This is a genomic window from uncultured Acinetobacter sp., from assembly GCF_947626835.1.
Classification (GTDB): Bacteria; Pseudomonadota; Gammaproteobacteria; order Pseudomonadales; family Moraxellaceae; genus Acinetobacter.
On record NZ_CANQTS010000013.1, the window covers coordinates 1 to 18,310 of the forward strand.

Genomic DNA, 18,310 nt, shown 5'->3' on the forward strand with positions numbered 1-18,310 from the left:
ACTTACCCAAGTTACGCCTTAAATTTGGCTCAATTAGGGGCGCTTTGCATTTCAAATCTTTGTGCAACAAAGCCCTTCAAAAGTGTAAAGCACCTTCCAAGATTTTTTCCCTGTAGGCGATGTAAAAATGTACAACATATCTCCATCGCTAACTTTAAATAGCTTTTCCTTTGGCTTAATAGCATCTATTTGTTGTTTGGTTAGCATTGGCACACCTTTAGCATATATCACGCATAAAAAAAGAGGATAGACCCATTAACCTCTAGTCTAACCTCTTTTCACATGGTGTTTCAATGTTCTTGCAAGTTAGTGATCAACCTGCAAGCCACAACAAAAATTCTTATATTTCAGTACATTTATAACGATTTTGTTATTACTCGTTATTGCATGCTTTTCCTAATAAATCGCCATATGATTGCGATGAATCATCTCTAAAGAGCGTGCTTCCCCTAAGACCTGATGTACCTTATCTGAGGCCAAACCTTTGACAATGTCAGCAGAGCGCGAACTAAAATTAACGCGTCCTACTGCAATACGATGACCTTGTGTATCGACACATTCCACCACATCACCACGTTCAAAGTGCCCTTCTACGGCTTTTACCCCAACGGGCAATAAGCTACGATGATTATCTTTAATGGCTTTAATGGCACCATCATCAATCACCAAACGACCTGCGGTTTGTAGATGTGCCGCCAACCATTGCTGATGTGCAGTGATGCGATCATCATCGGTAATAAATAAGGTACCCAGCATCTCACCTGCCATTAGACGTGACAATACCGCATCACTATCGCCACTGGCAATTAAGGTTGGACAACCCGATTTAGCGGCTAAACGTGCTGCACGAACTTTAGTCAGCATTCCGCCACGGCCAAATTTACCGCCACCGCCTGCCATATCAAATAAACTTTCGTCCATGGCACGTACAGTGCTAAATAATTTGGCATTTGGATTAGAGCGTGGATCAGCGTCAAACATACCTTCTTGATCGGTTAAAATAATCAAAAGATCAGCATGCACTTGACCAGCAACCATCGCAGCAAGTGTGTCATTGTCACCAAAGCGAATTTCGTCGGTGGAAACCGTATCATTTTCATTGATGACAGGAATCACACGCCAATCAATCAGGTGCTGCAAGGCATCACAAGAATTGAGATAACGGCGACGATCGGCTAAATCATCATGGGTCAGCAGCACTTGTGCGCTACGGATTTCATGTTGCTCAAGCACGCTGGACCATGTTTGAATTAGGCCCATTTGGCCAATGGCAGCACAAGCCTGAAGACTAGGTAAATCTGTGGGTCGGCTGTCAAACTTCATGCGCACCATCCCTTCAGCCACAGCACCTGAGGACACTAAAATAATTTCGTGTCCGGCATTATGTAGATCTGCGATTTGTCCCGCCCAATGCGAGATGGCATCTAGATCTAAACCCTGCCCGTTTGCTGTGAGTAAAGATGATCCGATTTTTACAACGATTCGTTTGCAATCCTTGAGCTGACGTTGCCCATCTACCACTTCTATCATCTTGTCCTCAGACTCTTACTTTTACCGATTAACGTACGTAGAATACTTCTACGTCATTGTCTTGGTCATCGCCATCTTCATCATCTTCGTCGTCACCTAAAATACCAGCAAGACGTTGTTGACGACGCATCTCACGATACGCTTCTTTCGCGGCAATGGTTTGCTCACGTGTTTCAGCTTCAAGCTGATCACGGAACGCTTTCATTTGTGCTGCATATTCAGGATCTTCAAGCTCACGCTCACGTTGCTCTTCAATTTGATCCATTAAGTAATACACAACGTCTTTGGTGCCTTCAAAGGTTAAACCAGAAGTTTTAAACACCGGACCTGTCCACTGCATTTCTGCAAGTAGGTGATCACACCACTCATCACGGGTATCGCTTGCTAATTGATCGACTTTGTTGAGTACCAACACAATTGGCAATTGAGATAACGTTGACGAGAAGTTATTCAATTCAGCTAAAATTGCTTTGGCATTATGTGCAGGATCAGAACCATCAATCGGTTGTACATCCACGATATGCAATAAAATACGCGTACGTGCTAAGTGTTTTAAGAAACGAATCCCTAAACCTGCACCTTCAGATGCCCCTTCGATCAGACCTGGAATATCAGCCATTACAAATGAGCGATGACTGTCGGCATCGACCACACCAAGATTGGGTACCATAGTGGTAAATGGATAGTCTGCTACTTTTGGTTTCGCTGCCGATACTGCACGGATAAAGGTTGATTTACCCGCATTTGGCATACCCAACAAACCTACGTCTGCCAATACTTTTAATTCAAGACGAACTTCACGGAATTCGCCTTTAAAACCATGCGTACATTTACGTGGTGAACGGTTGGTTGATGATTTAAAGTGGGTATTCCCTAAACCTCCATCACCGCCTTGTGCCACGATTACGCTTTGACCTGCTTCTACCAAATCGCCAATAATATCGCCAGATTCAATATCGACAATGGTGGTTCCAACCGGAACTTTAAGAACTACAGATTCTCCACCACGGCCAGCACAGTTTGCGCCACGACCATTTTTACCGCGCTCAGCACGGAATCTACGGGTATAACGATAATCTACTAGGGTGCCTGTGTTCTCGTCGGCTTCAATAATGACATTACCGCCACGACCACCATCACCACCATCTGGACCACCAAATGGTACGAACTTTTCACGGCGAAAACTGGCTACGCCATTGCCACCGTCGCCAGCCTCTACGGTAATGACTGCTTCATCAACAAAGCGCATACTGCCAATCCTCTAAAAACTTTAAAACCGCTTATTCTGCCATATTTTTCAAAATTTCTCGACTATATTCATAAGATGCATTGTGATAAGCGCGGTTATTTTTTAAGAATTTTATTTTTGGTGAATCATTTGCGTGGTTTTTGCATGGGTTCTATTCGTTTCAACAATCAATTGATTGGTTTTTGTGATTTGTTGTTGGCAGAATGAGCCTCTATAGTCACTCACAAATCTTGTTTAAGTATTTCCATGCCAAACGTGTCTTCTTCTCCAACTCAAGCGCTGTCATCTCAATTTGTACTCATCATGGCGCTAGCCTGTGGTTTATGTGCAGGCTCAGCCTATTTTAATCAACCACTGATTTATTCTATTGAAAAAAGTCTTGGCATTAGCACCAGTCAAGCAGGCTTTGCGGTGGTGGTGGCACAAATTGGTTATATGCTCGGCTTGATGCTACTCGTACCGTTAGGTGATTTTTTTAATAAACGTAAATTAATCGTCAGCTTAATGGTGTTTGCTGCACTGTCGCAGATTTTATTGTCCATGAGCAGCAGCTTAAGTGGTTTATATTTCTTTACTTTATGTGCCACCTTTGGTGCTATTTCAGCACAAGTATTAATTCCGTTTGCATCGACCATTAGTCCGCCAGCCTCAAGTGCTGCCATAGTCGGTAAACTGATGAGTGGCTTGGTGATGGGGATTATTTTATCGCGTACCTTTGCAGGTTTTGTCTCGACCTATTGGTCATGGCAAGGAGTGTATTTAAGTAGTGGGATTTTAACCTTACTATTTGCCTTACTGATGTGGAAAAAACTTCCCAATACCCAACGTCAAGCCGGTTTAAAGATCAGCACTATTTATCGCTCATTATTTAGTTTAGCTCGACAAAACCCGCACTTGATTCGTCGTGCCTGTGCTGGTGCTTTAGGTTTTGGCGTGTTGTCTATGGTATTTACCTCAATGACTTTTGTCTTAGGCAGCGCACCGTATTATTTTAGCGACTTTGAAATTGGCTTATTTGGCTTACTGGGGGTGATTGGCATTTATTCATCAAGTTGGTCAGGCAAAACCGTTGGACAAGGCAAAGAAAACGTTGTGGCCAAACTATGTATTGGCTTAATGCTGTTTTCATGTGTGCCGCTGTATTTTGCGCAACACAGTTTAATCATCTATGCCATTGGGGTGTTGATGAGCTATTTTGGTTTAACCGCTTTTCATGTGTTAAATCAAAACTTGGTCTATCGTATAGATGGCAAAGCACGTTCACGCATTAATGCAGTCTATATGACGATTTATTTTACTGGTGCTGCCTTAGGTTCATTAGGCGCGGTCTACGCTTGGCAACATTATCAATGGGTGGGCTGTGTGGTTTTGGGTTTAATTTTTTCTTTGGGTATTTTGATGATTGATCGCTTTGATTTTAAACGCATGCAAAAAAATTAACCCACAATATAAAAAAAGCGCCTCAAGAGGCGCTTTTTCTTAGCTTTACAAATTATGCATTTGTTTCAGCAGGAATTTTTGGATAGGTTACGCCACCCATTTGTTCAGCGATACGTAATACTTGGCAGCTATAACCGACTTCGTTATCGTACCAAACATATGCTGTTAAACGGTTACCAGAGGTAATCGTTGCTTGTGCATCAAATACACCTGCAGTGCGTGAACCAATAAAGTCAGACGATACCACTTCAGTTGAATTGGTATAGCCAATTTGACCTTGAAGGCTTGAGCTGATTGAGATTTGGCGAATGTATTCATTCACTTCGTCACGATCAACTTCTTTTTCTAAAGTTAAGTTAAGAATAGCAAGCGATACGTTTGGTGTTGGAACACGTACCGAGTTACCTGTTAACTTACCTTTCAGTGCAGGAAGTGCTTTAGCAACTGCTTTAGCCGCACCTGTTTCAGTAATGACCATGTTTAATGTTGCAGCACGACCACGACGATCCGCTTTATGGTAGTTGTCGATTAAGTTTTGGTCGTTTGTGAACGAGTGAACTGTTTCAACGTGACCATTGATCACTGTGTATTTGTCATCTAACACTTTAAGTGTTGGTGTGATGGCATTGGTTGTGCAGCTTGCAGCAGAGATGATGCTATCTTCATCTAAGATGTCCGCTTGGTTCACACCAAATACCACGTTCTTCATCTCACCTTTACCAGGTGCAGTTAAGATCACGCGCGCTGCGCCTGGGCATTCTAGGTGTTGTGCAAGACCTTCTGCATCACGCCATTTACCTGTGTTATCAATGATTAATGCATCGTTGATACCATAAGCGGTGTAATCTACCTCTGTTGGTTTAGATGCATAGATCACTTTGATGAATTGACCGTTAGCAATAATTGCTTCGTTTTCTTCATCAACAGAAATCGTGCCTGCAAATGGACCATGGATTGAGTCACGGCGTAATAAAGACGCGCGTTTTTCTAAATCGCCATCTGCAGTTTTACGTACCACAATTGCTTTTAAGTTTAAGCCGCGGCCAAGACCTGATTGACCAATGATTAAACGCGCAAGGATACGACCGATACGACCGAAACCGTAAAGTACAACGTCACGACCTTCAACAGATGTTGGACGACCTTCAGCTGCTTTTACTGCGTTAGCAACAAATGCATTTACATCGCCACCTTGTGCTGCAAATTCAACCGCAAGTTTACCTAGATCAACTTCAGCTGTACCAATGTTGTCCACTTGTGCCAATGCTTCTAAGATTGGGAAAGTGTTGACAACAGAAAGCTCAACATCAAGTACACGTGTACGACGGTGTGCTTTTAAAATCTGGATCACAGAACGGTTAACTAAAGAACGACCGAATACTGAAACCACGATATTTTTTTCACGGTATAACTGACCGATTAATGCGATCATTTGTTCCGCAAGTTCTTCACGGTTTTTCCAGCGACCTTGGTGCTCTGCATGTAGGGCGATGATAGTCTCTTTGCTCACAGATACGTCCTCTAATTAATTGTATATCTAGGCATAAATTTCAAAACCTGACAATTGTAATGGAATTCTTAGCAAGTTTGAATCAAAAGCTCGGAAAAGCTGCGCAATTTGATGCGATATTCACTATAAACTTGCAAAATAGTTGTAATTATTTAAATGATTTACCTACAGAAAAATAAAAAACCCTTATTTTTCAGTAAAATTGAAACTCAAGCCAAGTGCTGTTTAATTACCCAAAAGACACACAAGTACTATTTGTGCTGATTTTTTTCAATTTCAAGCGCTAAGGCTTGGCTATTTTTGACTAAAGTACGTTGTTTTTGCTGCTGTTTAATCACGTGCAAGCTGCCTTCAATCACCAACAGCAACACTGCTAACCAAATTGGCACATAGGTTAACCATTCATCATGGGCAATTCGCTCACCCAACATCATTGAGGCAAATGCCAACAGCACCGGCTCTAAATAACTGAGTAAACCAAAGATCACAAAAGGCAAATAACGGCTAGCGAGCATATAACTACCCAAGCCTAAACAGCTTAAAAAGCCAAGTCCAATCACTGCCCAAATTAAATGTGGAAAATGGGCAATAACACTGAGGCTATCGCTGTGCATAAAAGCTAAATAAATGGCAACTGGAATCACCAAAGCCAAATCCCACCAAAAACCGCCTAAATGATCGGTTTTAAAGACACGGCGTAAAAAGAAATACAAAGGATAAGCCACAGCAATATACGCGGTTTCCCATGCCATATAGCCCATACGCCAAATTTCATGTGACACCCCTAACAATGCCAAACCAATGGCGGCAATTTGCCACGTACTAAGTTTTTCTTTGTAAAGCAGGCAACCCACCAAAACCATGACCAACGGCAGTAAAAAATAGCCCAAAGATACTTCTAAACCACGACCATTAATCGGTCCCCATAAAAACAACCATAATTGCGTGGTACATAAAAATGAACTACACAGCAACCATAGCAACATTTTGGGTTGTTTAATGACGCGCTGAAAAATCTCTGCAATACGATTGAGGTCACCCGACCACCACATAAACACAGTTAAAAATGGCAAAGTGGATAACATCCGCCATGCAAAGGTCTGTTCACTATCAAGTGGTTTTAAAAATTCGGTATAAAAATACAACACCCCAAAGGTAAACGATGCCAATACTGACAACATCACGCCCTTATACATCGTTTATGCTCCTTGAAGACGTAGCATTGTAGTATAGATGCTCAACCCCAATTTGGTCTTTATAAAAAAATCGTCATCACGGGTATGATCAATGACTAACACTAAATATGGCATGGCAATAGCAGCATCACTCAAAACCTTGTCGGCATGTATAAGGCTATTGCAACATTTGCGCTTTTAAACGTAAGATTTCATCACGTAGGCGTGCCGCTTGTTCAAATTGCAATTCTTTAGAGGCTTTAAGCATGTCTTTTTCAAGTTTGGCCATATGTTTAGCTAACACTTTTGGATTGGCCAATAAATGTTGCTCGTCGGCATTTAAAGCTTTGGCTTGTGCTGAGATGTGTTCATCGATTTGATCGTCATCTAAGACTTCACCAGTATCAATTTCTTTAATCACCTGACGTTTAGCACTGCGTGGCGTGATGCCATGTAACTCGTTAAACTCGATTTGCTTGCGACGACGACGATCAGTTTCATCAATGGCTTTTTGCATGGAGTCGGTGATGCGGTCGGCGTATAAAATGGCTTTACCTTTTAAGTTACGTGCTGCACGACCAATGGTTTGAATTAAAGAACGCTCAGAACGTAAAAAACCTTCCTTGTCGGCATCTAAAATTGCCACCAAAGACACCTCTGGCATATCCAAACCTTCACGCAATAGGTTAATGCCCACCAAGACATCATAAACACCAGTACGCAGCTCATGAATGATTTTTACTCGCTCCACTGTATCGATGTCTGAATGTAAATAAGCGACTTTAATGCCATATTCTTTTAAATAAGAACTTAAATCCTCAGCCATGCGTTTGGTTAAGGTGGTAACCAACACGCGCTCATCAGAATCTTTACGTAAATTAATTTCAGAGAGCACATCATCCACTTGGGTTAACACCGGACGAATCTCAATTTCAGGGTCAACCAAACCAGTTGGACGCACCACCTGTTCGGCAATTTGCTCGGCTTTTTCCAGTTCATATTTGGCCGGTGTAGCACTAACGTAAATGGTTTGCGGTGCAATACGTTCCCATTCTTCAAATTTCATCGGGCGGTTGTCTAAGGCACTTGGCAAGCGGAAGCCATAATTGACCAAGTTTTCTTTACGCGAGCGGTCACCTTTATACATGGCGCCAATTTGTGACACGGTAACATGCGATTCATCAATAATTAATAAAGCATCTTCAGGCACATAATCAAATAAAGTTGGCGGTGCTTCACCCGATGGACGACCGGATAAATGGCGTGAATAGTTTTCAATGCCATTGGTATAGCCCAACTGTTGCATCATTTCAATGTCATAACGGGTACGTTGTTCAATACGCTGTGCTTCAAGCAGTTTATCATGGGCACGGAAAAATTCTAGTTGCTCTTTGAGCTCAGCTTTAATCGTGCCAATAGCGCGTTCTAAATTGTGTTTTGGCGTCACATAATGGCTTTTTGGATAAATGGTGACGCGCGGGACTTTTTTCACCATTTTACCGGTGAGTGGATCAAACCAACGAATGGAATCAACTTCATCGTCAAACAATTCCACACGAATGGCATATTGATCCGATTCGGCCGGGAAAATATCAATCACTTCACCACGAATACGGTACGTGGCACGTAAAAACTCAAGTTCGTTGCGGGTGTACTGCATTTCCACCAAACGACGAATCAAATCGTCCCGATGTACGCGGTCACCTTGCACAATATGCAGCAACATACTCATATAGGCTTCAGGGTCACCTAAACCATAAATTGCTGATACCGAGGCCACAATAATCGCATCACGGCGTTCTAATAAAGCACGCGTGGCCGATAAACGCATTTGGTCAATATGATCGTTAATGGCAGAGTCTTTTTCAATAAAAGTATCTGACGAAGGCACGTAGGCTTCTGGCTGATAATAGTCATAATAAGAGACAAAGTATTCCACCGCATTGTTGGGGAAAAATGCCTTAAATTCGCCATAAAGCTGCGCCGCTAAAGTTTTGTTATGTGCCATGACAATGGTCGGACGTTGCGTTTGGGCAATCACATTGGCCATGGTATAGGTTTTACCCGAGCCTGTTACCCCAAGCAGCAATTGATCGTGCATGCCTTGTTGCACGCCCTGTACAAGCTTTTCAATCGCCTGTGGTTGATCACCTGCAGGTTGATAATCGGTGACTAATTGAAACGGCTGACGCTCATGCATAACAATCAAAACTTCAACAAGGACAAGTTATGCATTGTACGAGCCTCAAGCCTGTGCACACAATGCCCTGACCAGCTTTGTTTTGCTAAACTTCGTAACTTGACTATGCAGCTATATCAGGCTTATCTGATGATTTTGATACGCAGATCTTTATAAAGCGATCATCTTTAACCCATCAAATTCACCTAGCGCAACGACTGTACCTGATTGCAATTTGCAATAAAAAATAATCATCATCACTTGACCAATAGACTTGGCAACTGCACCATGAGTGTTAATCTAATTCTAAGTACATCACCATGACTTACCAATATCACGATGAAAGTATTGTGAAAACTTTGCCTGAAGATACTGTGTTTGTATTTGGCAGTAACTTAGCCGGCAAACATCACGGCGGTGCTGCAGCCACCGCTTTAGCGCATTTTGGCGCTTTACTGGGTGTAGGGCGTGGCTGGTCGGGGCAAAGTTTTGCCATTCCCACCATGAACGAACATTTACAACAAATGCCCTTGTCACAGATTCAGCATTATGTTGATGATTTTAAGATTTATACCAAGAATCACCCAAAGAATAAATATTTTCTGACCGCCGTAGGTTGTGGAATTGCTGGCTACACGGTTGAAGAAATTGCCCCAATGTTTAAAGGCATTTCACGTAACGTGATTTTCCCTGCATCGTTTCGTCCCTTTGTAGAAAAAGCGTTACCGAAGCTGAGCCAACATTTTTTACAGATCATGTTCCGTGATGAAATTATTTTTTCCGACAATAGCGATGCCTTAATTGACGTCTTGGCATTAAGTGAAAATGAAAAAAGCCTAGCGCGGATTATTTTACACACGCAAATCTATCCAACCGACAGTAATGGCCGTGATCGCGTCTTTGAAATTGCCGATATCTTGCATAATTTGAATGGCAAGGTCTTTGATTTTGACCGTAAAACCGAAGCACCGATGCTATTTGGTGGAGTAATCTTGGCTTTACTTGAATTATACGGCATCAATGAACAAGATTTTGCCGATGTCTGGCATGGCAAACGTGAGATTGCACCGCCCAAAGCGGCACATAAAGCCAAACGCGGATGAAAAAAAGCGCTCTGTTGAGCGCTTTTTTTAACGTTTACCCATGGAACGACGTGTACCACGCGGTGGCATCCAAGTACGATCTGCATACTGTTCAGGTTTTGGGCGCACTTGATTGTGTAGTGCATCCATTTTGGCTTTCTCTTCAGCGGTTTGGGTTGGGAATGGGAGACTTACCAACGGCTTTTTTGCATTCGCTTGTTTGGTCATGACGACAACTCGTATCAAATTGAGCGCCATTTTAAGGTTTTTTTGCCTTTGATGCGAGAACGTTAAACTTTTTCAGAAAAAAAGCTCAATCTATCGAATTAAATTTCATTTTTTTACTTTTTTTGCAGCACATGCCCTGTTTTTGGGCTAAGATAATATGCTTTTTATTTTTTAATCCCTATAAGAAGGAATATTGCCGTGGACGTACGTCTCTCTGATCGTGTAAATAGCATCAAACCGTCCCCTACTCTTGCTGTGACCAACAAGGCCGCAGAACTTAAAGCTGCGGGTAAAAACGTGATTGGTTTAGGTGCAGGCGAACCTGATTTCGACACACCACAACACATCAAAGATGCAGCAATTGCAGCGATTAACAATGGTTTTACAAAGTATACAGCTGTTGACGGTACGCCAGGTCTTAAAAAAGCAATCATTGCTAAATTCAAGCGTGACAACAACTTAGAATATGCAGCAAACCAAATTTTAGTGTCTTGCGGTGGTAAACAATCATTCTTTAACTTAGCACTCGCTTTGTTAAACAAAGGCGATGAAGTCATCATTCCTGCGCCTTACTGGGTGAGCTACCCAGATATGGTGATTATCGCTGAAGGTACACCTGTTATTGTAAAATGTGGCGAAGAGCAACGTTTTAAAATTACTCCTGCACAATTAGAAGCGGCAATTACTGACAAAACACGTTTAGTGGTGTTAAACAGCCCATCTAACCCAACAGGTATGATTTACACCAAAGAAGAATTAGAAGCATTAGCTGACGTTCTTCGTAAATACCCAGAAGTTTATGTCGCTTCTGATGATATGTACGAACCAATCCGTTGGGATGACGAATTCTACAACATCGCAACAGTAGCGCCAGATCTTTACGACCGCGTTATCGTGTTAAATGGTGTGTCTAAAGCCTATGCAATGACTGGCTGGCGTATTGGTTATGCAGCGGGTCCTGCAAAACTGATCGGTGCAATGAAAAAAATCCAATCACAATCAACTTCAAACCCAACTTCAATTTCGCAAGTTGCTGCTGAAGCTGCATTGAATGGTCCTCAAGACGTACTTGAGCCAATGATTGAAGCGTTCAAACGTCGTCATGATTTAGTGGTAAACGGCTTAAACGACATCAATGGTATTTCTTGCTTACCTGCTGATGGTGCATTCTATGCCTACGCAAATATCCGTCCGTTAATTCGTGCTAAAGGTTTAAAATCTTGCACAGAATTCTCTGAGTGGTTATTAGAAGAAACCGGTGTTGCGGTTGTTCCGGGTGATGCATTCGGTTTAGGCGGCTTCATGCGTATTTCTTATGCCACTGCTGACGAAGTATTGGTTGATGCGCTTGCACGTATCAAAAAAGCTGCGGATTCAATTGAAGGTGTAGATGCCGCAATTGCATCGATTGCTGCTGAAAAATAATTTGATTAACTTAATCAAATAAAAAAACCCGCATTTAATGCGGGTTTTTTATGCCTATACACATGTAACACATCGTGGCTTTGTTGAGATTAAATGCTCATTTTTTGAGTTAATTTTTAAGAAACCTGTACTTAACTTTACCAAGCCTACATATCTTGCAACGTATTTTTGCTATTCATGCACATGACATGCGCCTAGAATAGCGCTCATCTTATTGCTGGACTGGCTCAACTATGCGTTATCAAGTGATTGATGTGTATCACAAGCACAACCTGAAGCATTATATTGCCAAATGCCTTCAACCGCACTCACCGCAATTTATTGTGATACAAAGCCCACGTATTTTATGCTTAGATTTAGATATCTTAGATGTCAGTGAAGATCATCAACAAGCATCCTCTGCCATGGGCGAGCACATTGGCTTAAAAGTATTAAGTCATTTTGACAGCTTTGATAAGACCTATATGTCACGCAATTAAGCTTGAACCTTAAACTGATATTATGACTCAACCTCTATGCTGTTATGCTGTAAGTTAAGCCACATGTGCTAAAAAATCTTGGATGATGTTTAACACAAGATCAGGCTGTTCCTTATGTAAGATATGATGCCCACCTTGAACGATATGAACTTGGGCTAAATTAGCCAAATTGGCTTTAAAACGTTCAGGTTGAGCAAGCGAACCATATTCATCCAACTCACCATGCAAAATTAAGCTGGGCGCTTGTACCAAAGCTGCCTGTTGATCGATATGCCAATGCTCGAAGGCTGGGCTGAGCCATGTACTCACCCAAGCGTCTAACACCCATTGGGCTTTTTCAGCATGATATTTAGCCAAACGTGCCAATTGCTGTGGGTCTTGAAAAATATTCGCAGCCGCTTGAATTTCTTGACGAATTTTGTTGTCATTAAATGCTTGTGCAGCTTCTGTGATTAACGCAACACATTGCTGAGGGTAAGCCGCAGCACACGCCACTGCCATCCCGCCGCCTACGCTATGCCCCATCACCACAAAATCAGTGACCTCATAGGCTGCAAGCAAGGCTTTAAAGTCTTCTATTGCCTCACTTACCACAAAATCTGCATCTAGCTGAGCAGGATGTAAACTGGATTTTCCAAAGCCTAAACGATCATACGCAATCACAGTTCTTTGCGTTATGTGTGCTAATTGGCTTGGAAAGTCGCGCCACAACTCAATGCACCCTAAAGAATCATGCAGCAAAATAATCGGGGCTTTGTCACAAGATTTGACCTGCCAAGTTTGGCTAAACAGCTGCCCTAAAGGAGTGGCAATATATTTTTGAGTTGAAGTTATGCTCATGTGGCTCATCTATTGTTGTTATTGCAATCAACATAATCAACTCAGCAGGCTTTGTAAAGTGAATCTCTTAGGCAGCTTGGGGGGTATTTAAACTCTTATATACGCTGTAATATTGCCAAGCTGCGTCGAGCGTTACACAAACAGACTGCTGTTGACTCACCGACCAAGCCCGTGCTTTAGCATGCCCAGTCAATAAGTTACCACTCATGTGATAAAGATATAAATCTACAGATTGCGGCAGATGACGTCTTAACACTGGCTCTGCATCAAACAATTGTGTCGCTGAATGTAAGGTCCATTTATTGCCAAACCACAGTTGCAATAACTCACCTAAACACAATTGAACTGGCTGACATGGCCATATACTTAAACTGGCATCTGCAACCAAAATTGAATATTGACAAGGGTCTTGTAAAATATTGAGATATTGCGCTTGATAAACATCAAGTTGAGAAAAAATTTGAGCAATAGTGAGCGTTTGCATACGCTTGTCTCCGATTTAGCCATTTGAGTGCTGGCAAGTTGGGTTTAAATCCACACTGTTTAGGTAAAACCTAAACGCTTTTGATATTTTTAGCCTAGCAAGCGTATTTAAGTTTGACAAGCCCTTGTTGTAAAAAACTGTGTATGTGCTTAAATATGCAACATTCAAGTTACATTTTTTAATGTTTTTGAATGTATGACTTGACCATTAAAAAAAATTCTCTATAATCGCTTTCAGATTCTCCCATAGCTCAGTCGGTAGAGCGACGGACTGTTAATCCGCAGGTCCCTGGTTCGAGCCCAGGTGGGAGAGCCAAATTTTAAAAAGCCCAAGCATTTAAGACTTGGGCTTTTTTTCATCCTAAAATTAGCAAGTCTTAAAAAAACCTGCCGGAGCAGGTTTAAACTTTATGGCGTTACATTAAACGCAAGGGTGTATTTATAACGTTTAAGCTGATCACCTTGTTGGCTAAACGGTTGCTGATAATCAATGCTGAGTAAATATTGTCCTGCTTGTTCTAATTTAAAATGTAGTTCGCCTTTGGCATTGGATTTTACCTTTTTAACCACCTTGTGCTCACGGCTAAAATCTGTGGTTTGCGCCAAAATATGTGCTTCAACTTCAGCAACACCTTTTTTATGATCTAAGATATTAAATTGTATTGCCTGTGCTGTTTTAATTGCATTAGGATGGGTAACAAATTGTAGATCAAATCCATCATGAATATGATCAATCACATGATTGGACGTTGCACGACGTGACACAAACGTTTCAATGATCTCCAGTGTTTGTAAGGTTTTGACTTGGCTGTTTTTGTTCAAGTGTTGTGCATAAAACAACTTGTCATTGGCTTTTGCAGGGTCAAACTGAGCAGCAATAATTGGCTTCCAAGTCTTACCATCTAACACAAAACGGCTACTTGAAGCTTGTTTTTCACCACGAATGCGATAAGTACCATCTATTTTATTTTCAAGGCTAAAGCTGCTGAGTGTTTGAGTTTGAGCAAATGCCGAATCTTCCACATAGGTTTTTTTACCTTGTGGATTATGGTAATGAAATCTAAAGTTTTTAATGGCCACTTCTGATACAAATGGATTGTCATAAAAGCCTGCAAGTAGCGCAGTATGATTATTAAAAGTTTGATAACTCAGCGGTGCTACAAAAGGATGATGGGCATGAGTAGTGGCACTCAAACCAGTAGCAAGAGTCAACACTGATGCGAATAGAGTTTTCATAAAATAATTAAATCATTGATCTGTATCATGATGCTACGCTACCAAACCACTTTATGCAAATCATTCTTATTTGCAATAAAAATCCCTCACAAGGAGGGATTTCATTTAAGCAGCTTCGCTTGGTACACCACTATGGAAACGGAACAGATCATCTGGGCTTAAAATCAGATTTTTTTCCACTTCACGAATATGATCAATGCGATCTTGAATGGTTTCTTGCGGATTTTTTAACTTATAGGTTTTGGCCACATCAACTGCCAAGGTTAAATAATCTTCATAATGACGCGATTCAGATTTCAGTAAGTAACGATAATAACGTCCTAATTCTTCATCTACGCGCGGTGCAAGTGCATAAAAACGCTCACATGAACGTGCTTCGACAAAGGCACCAATCACTAAAATATCAATTAAAGCTTCAGGTTCATAGGTACGCACTTCTTTACGTAATGCCCCTGCATAGCGTCCTGCACTTAAAGCTTGCCATTCTTGACCACGTTTTTTCATCAGTTCTAAGACTTGCTCATAATGCAGCATTTCTTCACGTACCAACTGGGCTAAACGCACCTGTAGATCTGAGAAAAAGTTATAACGGAACATCAGATTCATGGCAGTACTGGCCGCTTTTTTCTCACAGTTGGCATGATCTTGCATTAAGATATCCAAATGATCGCATGCTTTATCCAACCAAGCTGTTGGCGTTTCACAACCTAAAAAGCCAATGACTGGCTTCATCAGTGCATCGTAATCCATAATAGCCTCTTATCGTGCAGCTTTAATGGCAGCTTTCATTTGCTGTACCGCTTGCGGCAAACCGACAAACACGGCATCTGCGATAATGGAATGACCAATGTTGAGTTCATGGATTTCTGGAATTGCGGCAATTGGCGTCACATTGTCTAAATGTAAACCATGACCTGCATTCACCACTAAGCCTTTAGCAGCTGCATATTGAGCCCCTTGAATAATACGTTCCAGCTCGGCTTGTTGCGCTTCAGAGGTCGTGGCATCGGCATAAGCGCCTGTATGAATTTCAATAGTTTGTGCACCACAGGCTACAGCTGCATCAATTTGTGCAATATCGGCATCAATAAATAACGAGACATCACAGCCTAAAGCCACTAATTCTTGCGTGGCTTTTTTCACCTCTGCAAAATGCCCTACCACATCTAAACCACCTTCTGTGGTGATTTCTTGGCGTTTTTCTGGCACAAAACAGACGTGCTGTGGCAAAATTTCTTTAGCAAAAGCCACCATTTCATCGGTGACAGCAAGCTCAAGGTTCATATGCGTTTTTAACAATGGGCGCATACGACGCACGTCATCGTCTTGAATATGACGACGATCTTCACGCAAATGCAAAGTAATGCCTTCAGCACCTGCTTGTTCACACATCAATGCAGCATTGACTGGATCAGGATACGTCGTACCACGCGCTTGGCGTAAAGTTGCGACATGGTCAATGTTAACACCCAATAATGCAGCCATAATCTGTTCCTATCTATCCTGCGTTTGCGTATTTTGAATCCATAATTGACGACTATTTAACGGTCGGTCGCCAAGTAAGGCACTCAAGATTTGTCGATACAATTTCGACACCAATTGTAACTGCTGTGGATGAAAATCTATACCCTTTTCATAATCACTCAGCGCCAGCAAGTGCTGACCTAAAAAGCTGTTATGTGTAGTGGTGGTTGGCAAAAATCCGTCATTTAACTGAAAAATATAATGTGCAGCCGGATCAAGTGCCTCGCCTTTGGCATCGATGCTAAAATCTATGCCATAACCGAGCTCTTGTAATAACACATGCTCAAATTGGCGTAAAATTTGTTTTAAATAATCAGAAGGATGAGCAATATCGGCTAAATGTTGTAAGGCATTTAAAGTTAAACCGTATTGCACAAAAGTTTGGGGCATGGGTTCTTCAAGCGGACAGAGCCTTAACAAAATTTCATTCAAATAAAAGCCTGCAAAAAAGGCATCACCAAAAAAGAAGATGGGTTGCTGAATAATTTCTAGTTTAGAAAAATTTTTAAGTTCAGATTTACCCGAGGCTTGTAAACCAATAGGTTGATATTGAGGTGGCGGAGTTTGGCGTAATACCCCATCAATTCGACCATATTCTTGGGTAAATAAATGCACAATATGACTGCGCTCACGGTATTTACGGTGATGAATTAAATAACCATGCAGTGCCTGATTGCGCATTAAGCATTAATCTCGTTTATTATTTGAGTGTTGTTGTTCTTCATCCCCGTCGGGAATTACAGCACCCACCACAGCCGCTGTCCCTTTGACAACGCCCTTGGTGGTCTTGTAGGCAACTTTAACAGGAACAGTGACCACTTTATGAATACAGCCTTGAAGTAAACCCACGGCTAACACAATACAGAGTACGCGTAACATCACTGCTCCTGATTGAAAGTTTAGATATCGCTATACCCTAAGCTCTTTAAAGCACGTTCGTCATCTGACCAACCGCCTTTCACTTTGACCCAAAGCGTCAACATAATTTTTTGCTCAAACATTTTTTCCATATCAACACGCGCATCCATACCGATTTTCTTCAGTTTGGCGCCTTTTTCACCAATCACAATGGCTTTTTGGCCTGCGCGATCGACAAAAATGGTCGCATCAATATAAGTACATGGTGCTTTCATACGACCGGTTTTTTCATTTAAAGTCGCTTCTTCGGTTTTAAATGATTCAATTTGTACGGTTAAATCGTATGGCAGTTCTTCACCTAACTGACGCATGATCTTTTCACGAATAATTTCAGAGGCTAAGAAACGCTCTGAACGATCGGTCAATTGATCTAATGAATACAATGGTGGTTGGAACGGCAAGTATTTGGCAATGGTGTCACGTAAGTGATCTAAATTGGCACCACGTAATGCAGAAACCGGTACGATTTCAGCAAAATTCATCAGCTTTGTACGTTCTTGAATCAAAGGTAATGCATGGTTTTTATTTTCTAGCGTATCAATTTTATTGATGACTAAAATCACCGGCATATCAGCATGTTTGAGCTTTTCTAAAACGAGGTCGTCGTTTTGTGTCCACTTATCAGCATCTAATACAAACAAGACTAAATTAACATCACGTAATGCTGAATGCGCTGCGCGGTTCATCATTTTATTGATGGCACGCACTTCTTTTTTGTGCATACCTGGGGTGTCGACAAACACCGCTTGTGATTTTTCGCGCGAATCAATACCAACAATTTTGTGACGTGTGGTCTGTGGCTTACGTGAAGTAATCGAGAGCTTTTGACCCAAAATATGGTTCATTAAGGTTGATTTACCCACGTTTGGACGACCCACAATCGCCACAAAGCCACTGCGGTAGTCAGAAGGAATCGTTGTACCTTGCTCGCTAAAGAATTGACTGATTAAGTCATTGCTGTCTTGCGACTCGTGATCAGCATCAATGTGATCGGAAGAATGTGTCATGGCAG

General features: G+C 41.7%; 19 protein-coding genes and 1 tRNA gene. 5 read left to right on the forward strand and 15 right to left on the reverse strand.

The annotated features are described in order from the left end of the window. Positions 1-51: 51 nt before the first annotated feature. From Q0Z55_RS12410 to cgtA, 3 genes are all read right to left on the reverse strand, one after another. Positions 52-207, reverse strand: coding sequence for an Arm DNA-binding domain-containing protein (locus Q0Z55_RS12410; protein ID WP_366806840.1), 156 nt, complete (start codon positions 205-207; stop codon positions 52-54). Between the two features lie 189 nt (positions 208-396). Beyond that, on the reverse strand, positions 397-1,530 hold the full coding sequence (gene proB, locus Q0Z55_RS06955) for a glutamate 5-kinase (protein ID WP_297426195.1): 1,134 nt from the start codon (positions 1,528-1,530) through the stop codon (positions 397-399). 28 nt (positions 1,531-1,558) lie between these two features. Then, positions 1,559-2,779, reverse strand: a complete 1,221-nt coding sequence (gene cgtA / locus Q0Z55_RS06960) for an Obg family GTPase CgtA (protein WP_297426197.1) — start codon at positions 2,777-2,779, stop codon at positions 1,559-1,561. A gap of 246 nt (positions 2,780-3,025) precedes the next feature. Between cgtA and Q0Z55_RS06965 the strand changes: the two genes are divergently transcribed. After that, positions 3,026-4,219, forward strand: a complete 1,194-nt coding sequence (locus tag Q0Z55_RS06965; protein WP_297426200.1) for an MFS transporter — start codon at positions 3,026-3,028, stop codon at positions 4,217-4,219. 52 nt (positions 4,220-4,271) lie between these two features. Here the strand turns inward: Q0Z55_RS06965 and Q0Z55_RS06970 are convergent, their stop codons facing one another. The 3 genes from Q0Z55_RS06970 to uvrB form a co-directional block, all read right to left on the reverse strand. Next, positions 4,272-5,729, reverse strand: a complete 1,458-nt coding sequence (locus Q0Z55_RS06970; protein WP_297426203.1) for a glyceraldehyde-3-phosphate dehydrogenase — start codon at positions 5,727-5,729, stop codon at positions 4,272-4,274. A 251-nt stretch (positions 5,730-5,980) separates the two neighbouring features. Next, positions 5,981-6,925, reverse strand: coding sequence for an EamA family transporter RarD (gene rarD / locus Q0Z55_RS06975; protein WP_297426206.1), 945 nt, complete (start codon positions 6,923-6,925; stop codon positions 5,981-5,983). A 157-nt stretch (positions 6,926-7,082) separates the two neighbouring features. Beyond that, the gene (gene uvrB, locus Q0Z55_RS06980; protein WP_297426209.1) at positions 7,083-9,104 is read right to left on the reverse strand and encodes an excinuclease ABC subunit UvrB; all 2,022 of its coding nucleotides are present in this window, start codon (positions 9,102-9,104) and stop codon (positions 7,083-7,085) included. A 299-nt stretch (positions 9,105-9,403) separates the two neighbouring features. Here uvrB and Q0Z55_RS06985 point away from each other — a divergent pair, with 299 nt between their 5' ends. After that, on the forward strand, positions 9,404-10,186 hold the full coding sequence (locus Q0Z55_RS06985) for a hypothetical protein (RefSeq protein WP_297426212.1): 783 nt from the start codon (positions 9,404-9,406) through the stop codon (positions 10,184-10,186). Positions 10,187-10,213: 27 nt separating this feature from the next. Here Q0Z55_RS06985 and Q0Z55_RS06990 read toward each other — a convergent pair whose 3' ends face one another. Continuing rightward, entirely contained in the window at positions 10,214-10,423 is a 210-nt protein-coding gene (locus Q0Z55_RS06990; protein ID WP_297426215.1) for a hypothetical protein, read from the reverse strand. Positions 10,424-10,591: 168 nt separating this feature from the next. On the opposite strand from Q0Z55_RS06990, the gene Q0Z55_RS06995 reads away from it, so the two are divergent. Both Q0Z55_RS06995 and Q0Z55_RS07000 read left to right on the forward strand, forming a co-directional pair. Next, entirely contained in the window at positions 10,592-11,818 is a 1,227-nt protein-coding gene (locus Q0Z55_RS06995; protein WP_297426218.1) for a pyridoxal phosphate-dependent aminotransferase, read from the forward strand. A 233-nt stretch (positions 11,819-12,051) separates the two neighbouring features. Then, on the forward strand, positions 12,052-12,297 hold the full coding sequence (locus Q0Z55_RS07000; protein ID WP_297426221.1) for a hypothetical protein: 246 nt from the start codon (positions 12,052-12,054) through the stop codon (positions 12,295-12,297). A gap of 54 nt (positions 12,298-12,351) precedes the next feature. On the opposite strand, the gene Q0Z55_RS07005 is transcribed toward Q0Z55_RS07000, so the two are convergent. Both Q0Z55_RS07005 and Q0Z55_RS07010 read right to left on the reverse strand, forming a co-directional pair. Further along, the gene (locus tag Q0Z55_RS07005) at positions 12,352-13,137 is read right to left on the reverse strand and encodes an alpha/beta hydrolase (protein ID WP_297426223.1); all 786 of its coding nucleotides are present in this window, start codon (positions 13,135-13,137) and stop codon (positions 12,352-12,354) included. Positions 13,138-13,204: 67 nt separating this feature from the next. Continuing rightward, on the reverse strand, positions 13,205-13,621 hold the full coding sequence (locus Q0Z55_RS07010; protein ID WP_297426226.1) for a hypothetical protein: 417 nt from the start codon (positions 13,619-13,621) through the stop codon (positions 13,205-13,207). A gap of 239 nt (positions 13,622-13,860) precedes the next feature. On the opposite strand from Q0Z55_RS07010, the gene Q0Z55_RS07015 reads away from it, so the two are divergent. Beyond that, positions 13,861-13,936, forward strand: a tRNA-Asn gene (locus Q0Z55_RS07015). Positions 13,937-14,028: 92 nt separating this feature from the next. On the opposite strand, the gene Q0Z55_RS07020 is transcribed toward Q0Z55_RS07015, so the two are convergent. The 6 genes from Q0Z55_RS07020 to era all read right to left on the reverse strand — a co-directional run bounded on the left by Q0Z55_RS07020 (position 14,029) and on the right by era (position 18,305). Then, complete coding sequence (locus Q0Z55_RS07020) at positions 14,029-14,856, reverse strand: DUF4198 domain-containing protein (RefSeq protein ID WP_297426229.1); 828 nt, start codon at positions 14,854-14,856, stop codon at positions 14,029-14,031. A 105-nt stretch (positions 14,857-14,961) separates the two neighbouring features. After that, on the reverse strand, positions 14,962-15,606 hold the full coding sequence (locus Q0Z55_RS07025) for a tRNA-(ms[2]io[6]A)-hydroxylase (protein WP_297426232.1): 645 nt from the start codon (positions 15,604-15,606) through the stop codon (positions 14,962-14,964). A 9-nt stretch (positions 15,607-15,615) separates the two neighbouring features. After that, positions 15,616-16,341, reverse strand: coding sequence for a pyridoxine 5'-phosphate synthase (gene pdxJ / locus Q0Z55_RS07030; RefSeq protein WP_297426234.1), 726 nt, complete (start codon positions 16,339-16,341; stop codon positions 15,616-15,618). Positions 16,342-16,350: 9 nt separating this feature from the next. Continuing rightward, positions 16,351-17,061: a DNA repair protein RecO C-terminal domain-containing protein gene (locus tag Q0Z55_RS07035; RefSeq protein WP_297426237.1), complete on the reverse strand. Its 711-nt coding sequence runs from the start codon at positions 17,059-17,061 to the stop codon at positions 16,351-16,353. Between the two features lie 6 nt (positions 17,062-17,067). Beyond that, the gene (locus tag Q0Z55_RS07040) at positions 17,068-17,259 is read right to left on the reverse strand and encodes an NF038104 family lipoprotein (protein WP_297426240.1); all 192 of its coding nucleotides are present in this window, start codon (positions 17,257-17,259) and stop codon (positions 17,068-17,070) included. Between the two features lie 20 nt (positions 17,260-17,279). Further along, complete coding sequence (era, locus tag Q0Z55_RS07045) at positions 17,280-18,305, reverse strand: GTPase Era (RefSeq protein WP_297426242.1); 1,026 nt, start codon at positions 18,303-18,305, stop codon at positions 17,280-17,282. Positions 18,306-18,310: the final 5 nt, after the last annotated feature.

Coding starts and splice junctions, on each gene's coding strand:
- Q0Z55_RS12410 (WP_366806840.1), bottom strand. CDS start 207: ATGCTAACCAAACAACAAATAGATGCTATTAAGCCAAAGGAAAAGCTA.
- proB (WP_297426195.1), bottom strand. CDS start 1,530: ATGATAGAAGTGGTAGATGGGCAACGTCAGCTCAAGGATTGCAAACGA.
- cgtA (WP_297426197.1), bottom strand. CDS start 2,779: ATGCGCTTTGTTGATGAAGCAGTCATTACCGTAGAGGCTGGCGACGGT.
- Q0Z55_RS06965 (WP_297426200.1), top strand. CDS start 3,026: ATGCCAAACGTGTCTTCTTCTCCAACTCAAGCGCTGTCATCTCAATTT.
- rarD (WP_297426206.1), bottom strand. CDS start 6,925: ATGTATAAGGGCGTGATGTTGTCAGTATTGGCATCGTTTACCTTTGGG.
- uvrB (WP_297426209.1), bottom strand. CDS start 9,104: ATGCATGAGCGTCAGCCGTTTCAATTAGTCACCGATTATCAACCTGCA.
- Q0Z55_RS06985 (WP_297426212.1), top strand. CDS start 9,404: ATGACTTACCAATATCACGATGAAAGTATTGTGAAAACTTTGCCTGAA.
- Q0Z55_RS06990 (WP_297426215.1), bottom strand. CDS start 10,423: ATGGCGCTCAATTTGATACGAGTTGTCGTCATGACCAAACAAGCGAAT.
- Q0Z55_RS07000 (WP_297426221.1), top strand. CDS start 12,052: ATGCGTTATCAAGTGATTGATGTGTATCACAAGCACAACCTGAAGCAT.
- Q0Z55_RS07005 (WP_297426223.1), bottom strand. CDS start 13,137: ATGAGCATAACTTCAACTCAAAAATATATTGCCACTCCTTTAGGGCAG.
- Q0Z55_RS07010 (WP_297426226.1), bottom strand. CDS start 13,621: ATGCAAACGCTCACTATTGCTCAAATTTTTTCTCAACTTGATGTTTAT.
- Q0Z55_RS07020 (WP_297426229.1), bottom strand. CDS start 14,856: ATGAAAACTCTATTCGCATCAGTGTTGACTCTTGCTACTGGTTTGAGT.
- Q0Z55_RS07025 (WP_297426232.1), bottom strand. CDS start 15,606: ATGGATTACGATGCACTGATGAAGCCAGTCATTGGCTTTTTAGGTTGT.
- pdxJ (WP_297426234.1), bottom strand. CDS start 16,341: ATGGCTGCATTATTGGGTGTTAACATTGACCATGTCGCAACTTTACGC.
- Q0Z55_RS07035 (WP_297426237.1), bottom strand. CDS start 17,061: ATGCGCAATCAGGCACTGCATGGTTATTTAATTCATCACCGTAAATAC.
- Q0Z55_RS07040 (WP_297426240.1), bottom strand. CDS start 17,259: ATGTTACGCGTACTCTGTATTGTGTTAGCCGTGGGTTTACTTCAAGGC.
- era (WP_297426242.1), bottom strand. CDS start 18,305: ATGACACATTCTTCCGATCACATTGATGCTGATCACGAGTCGCAAGAC.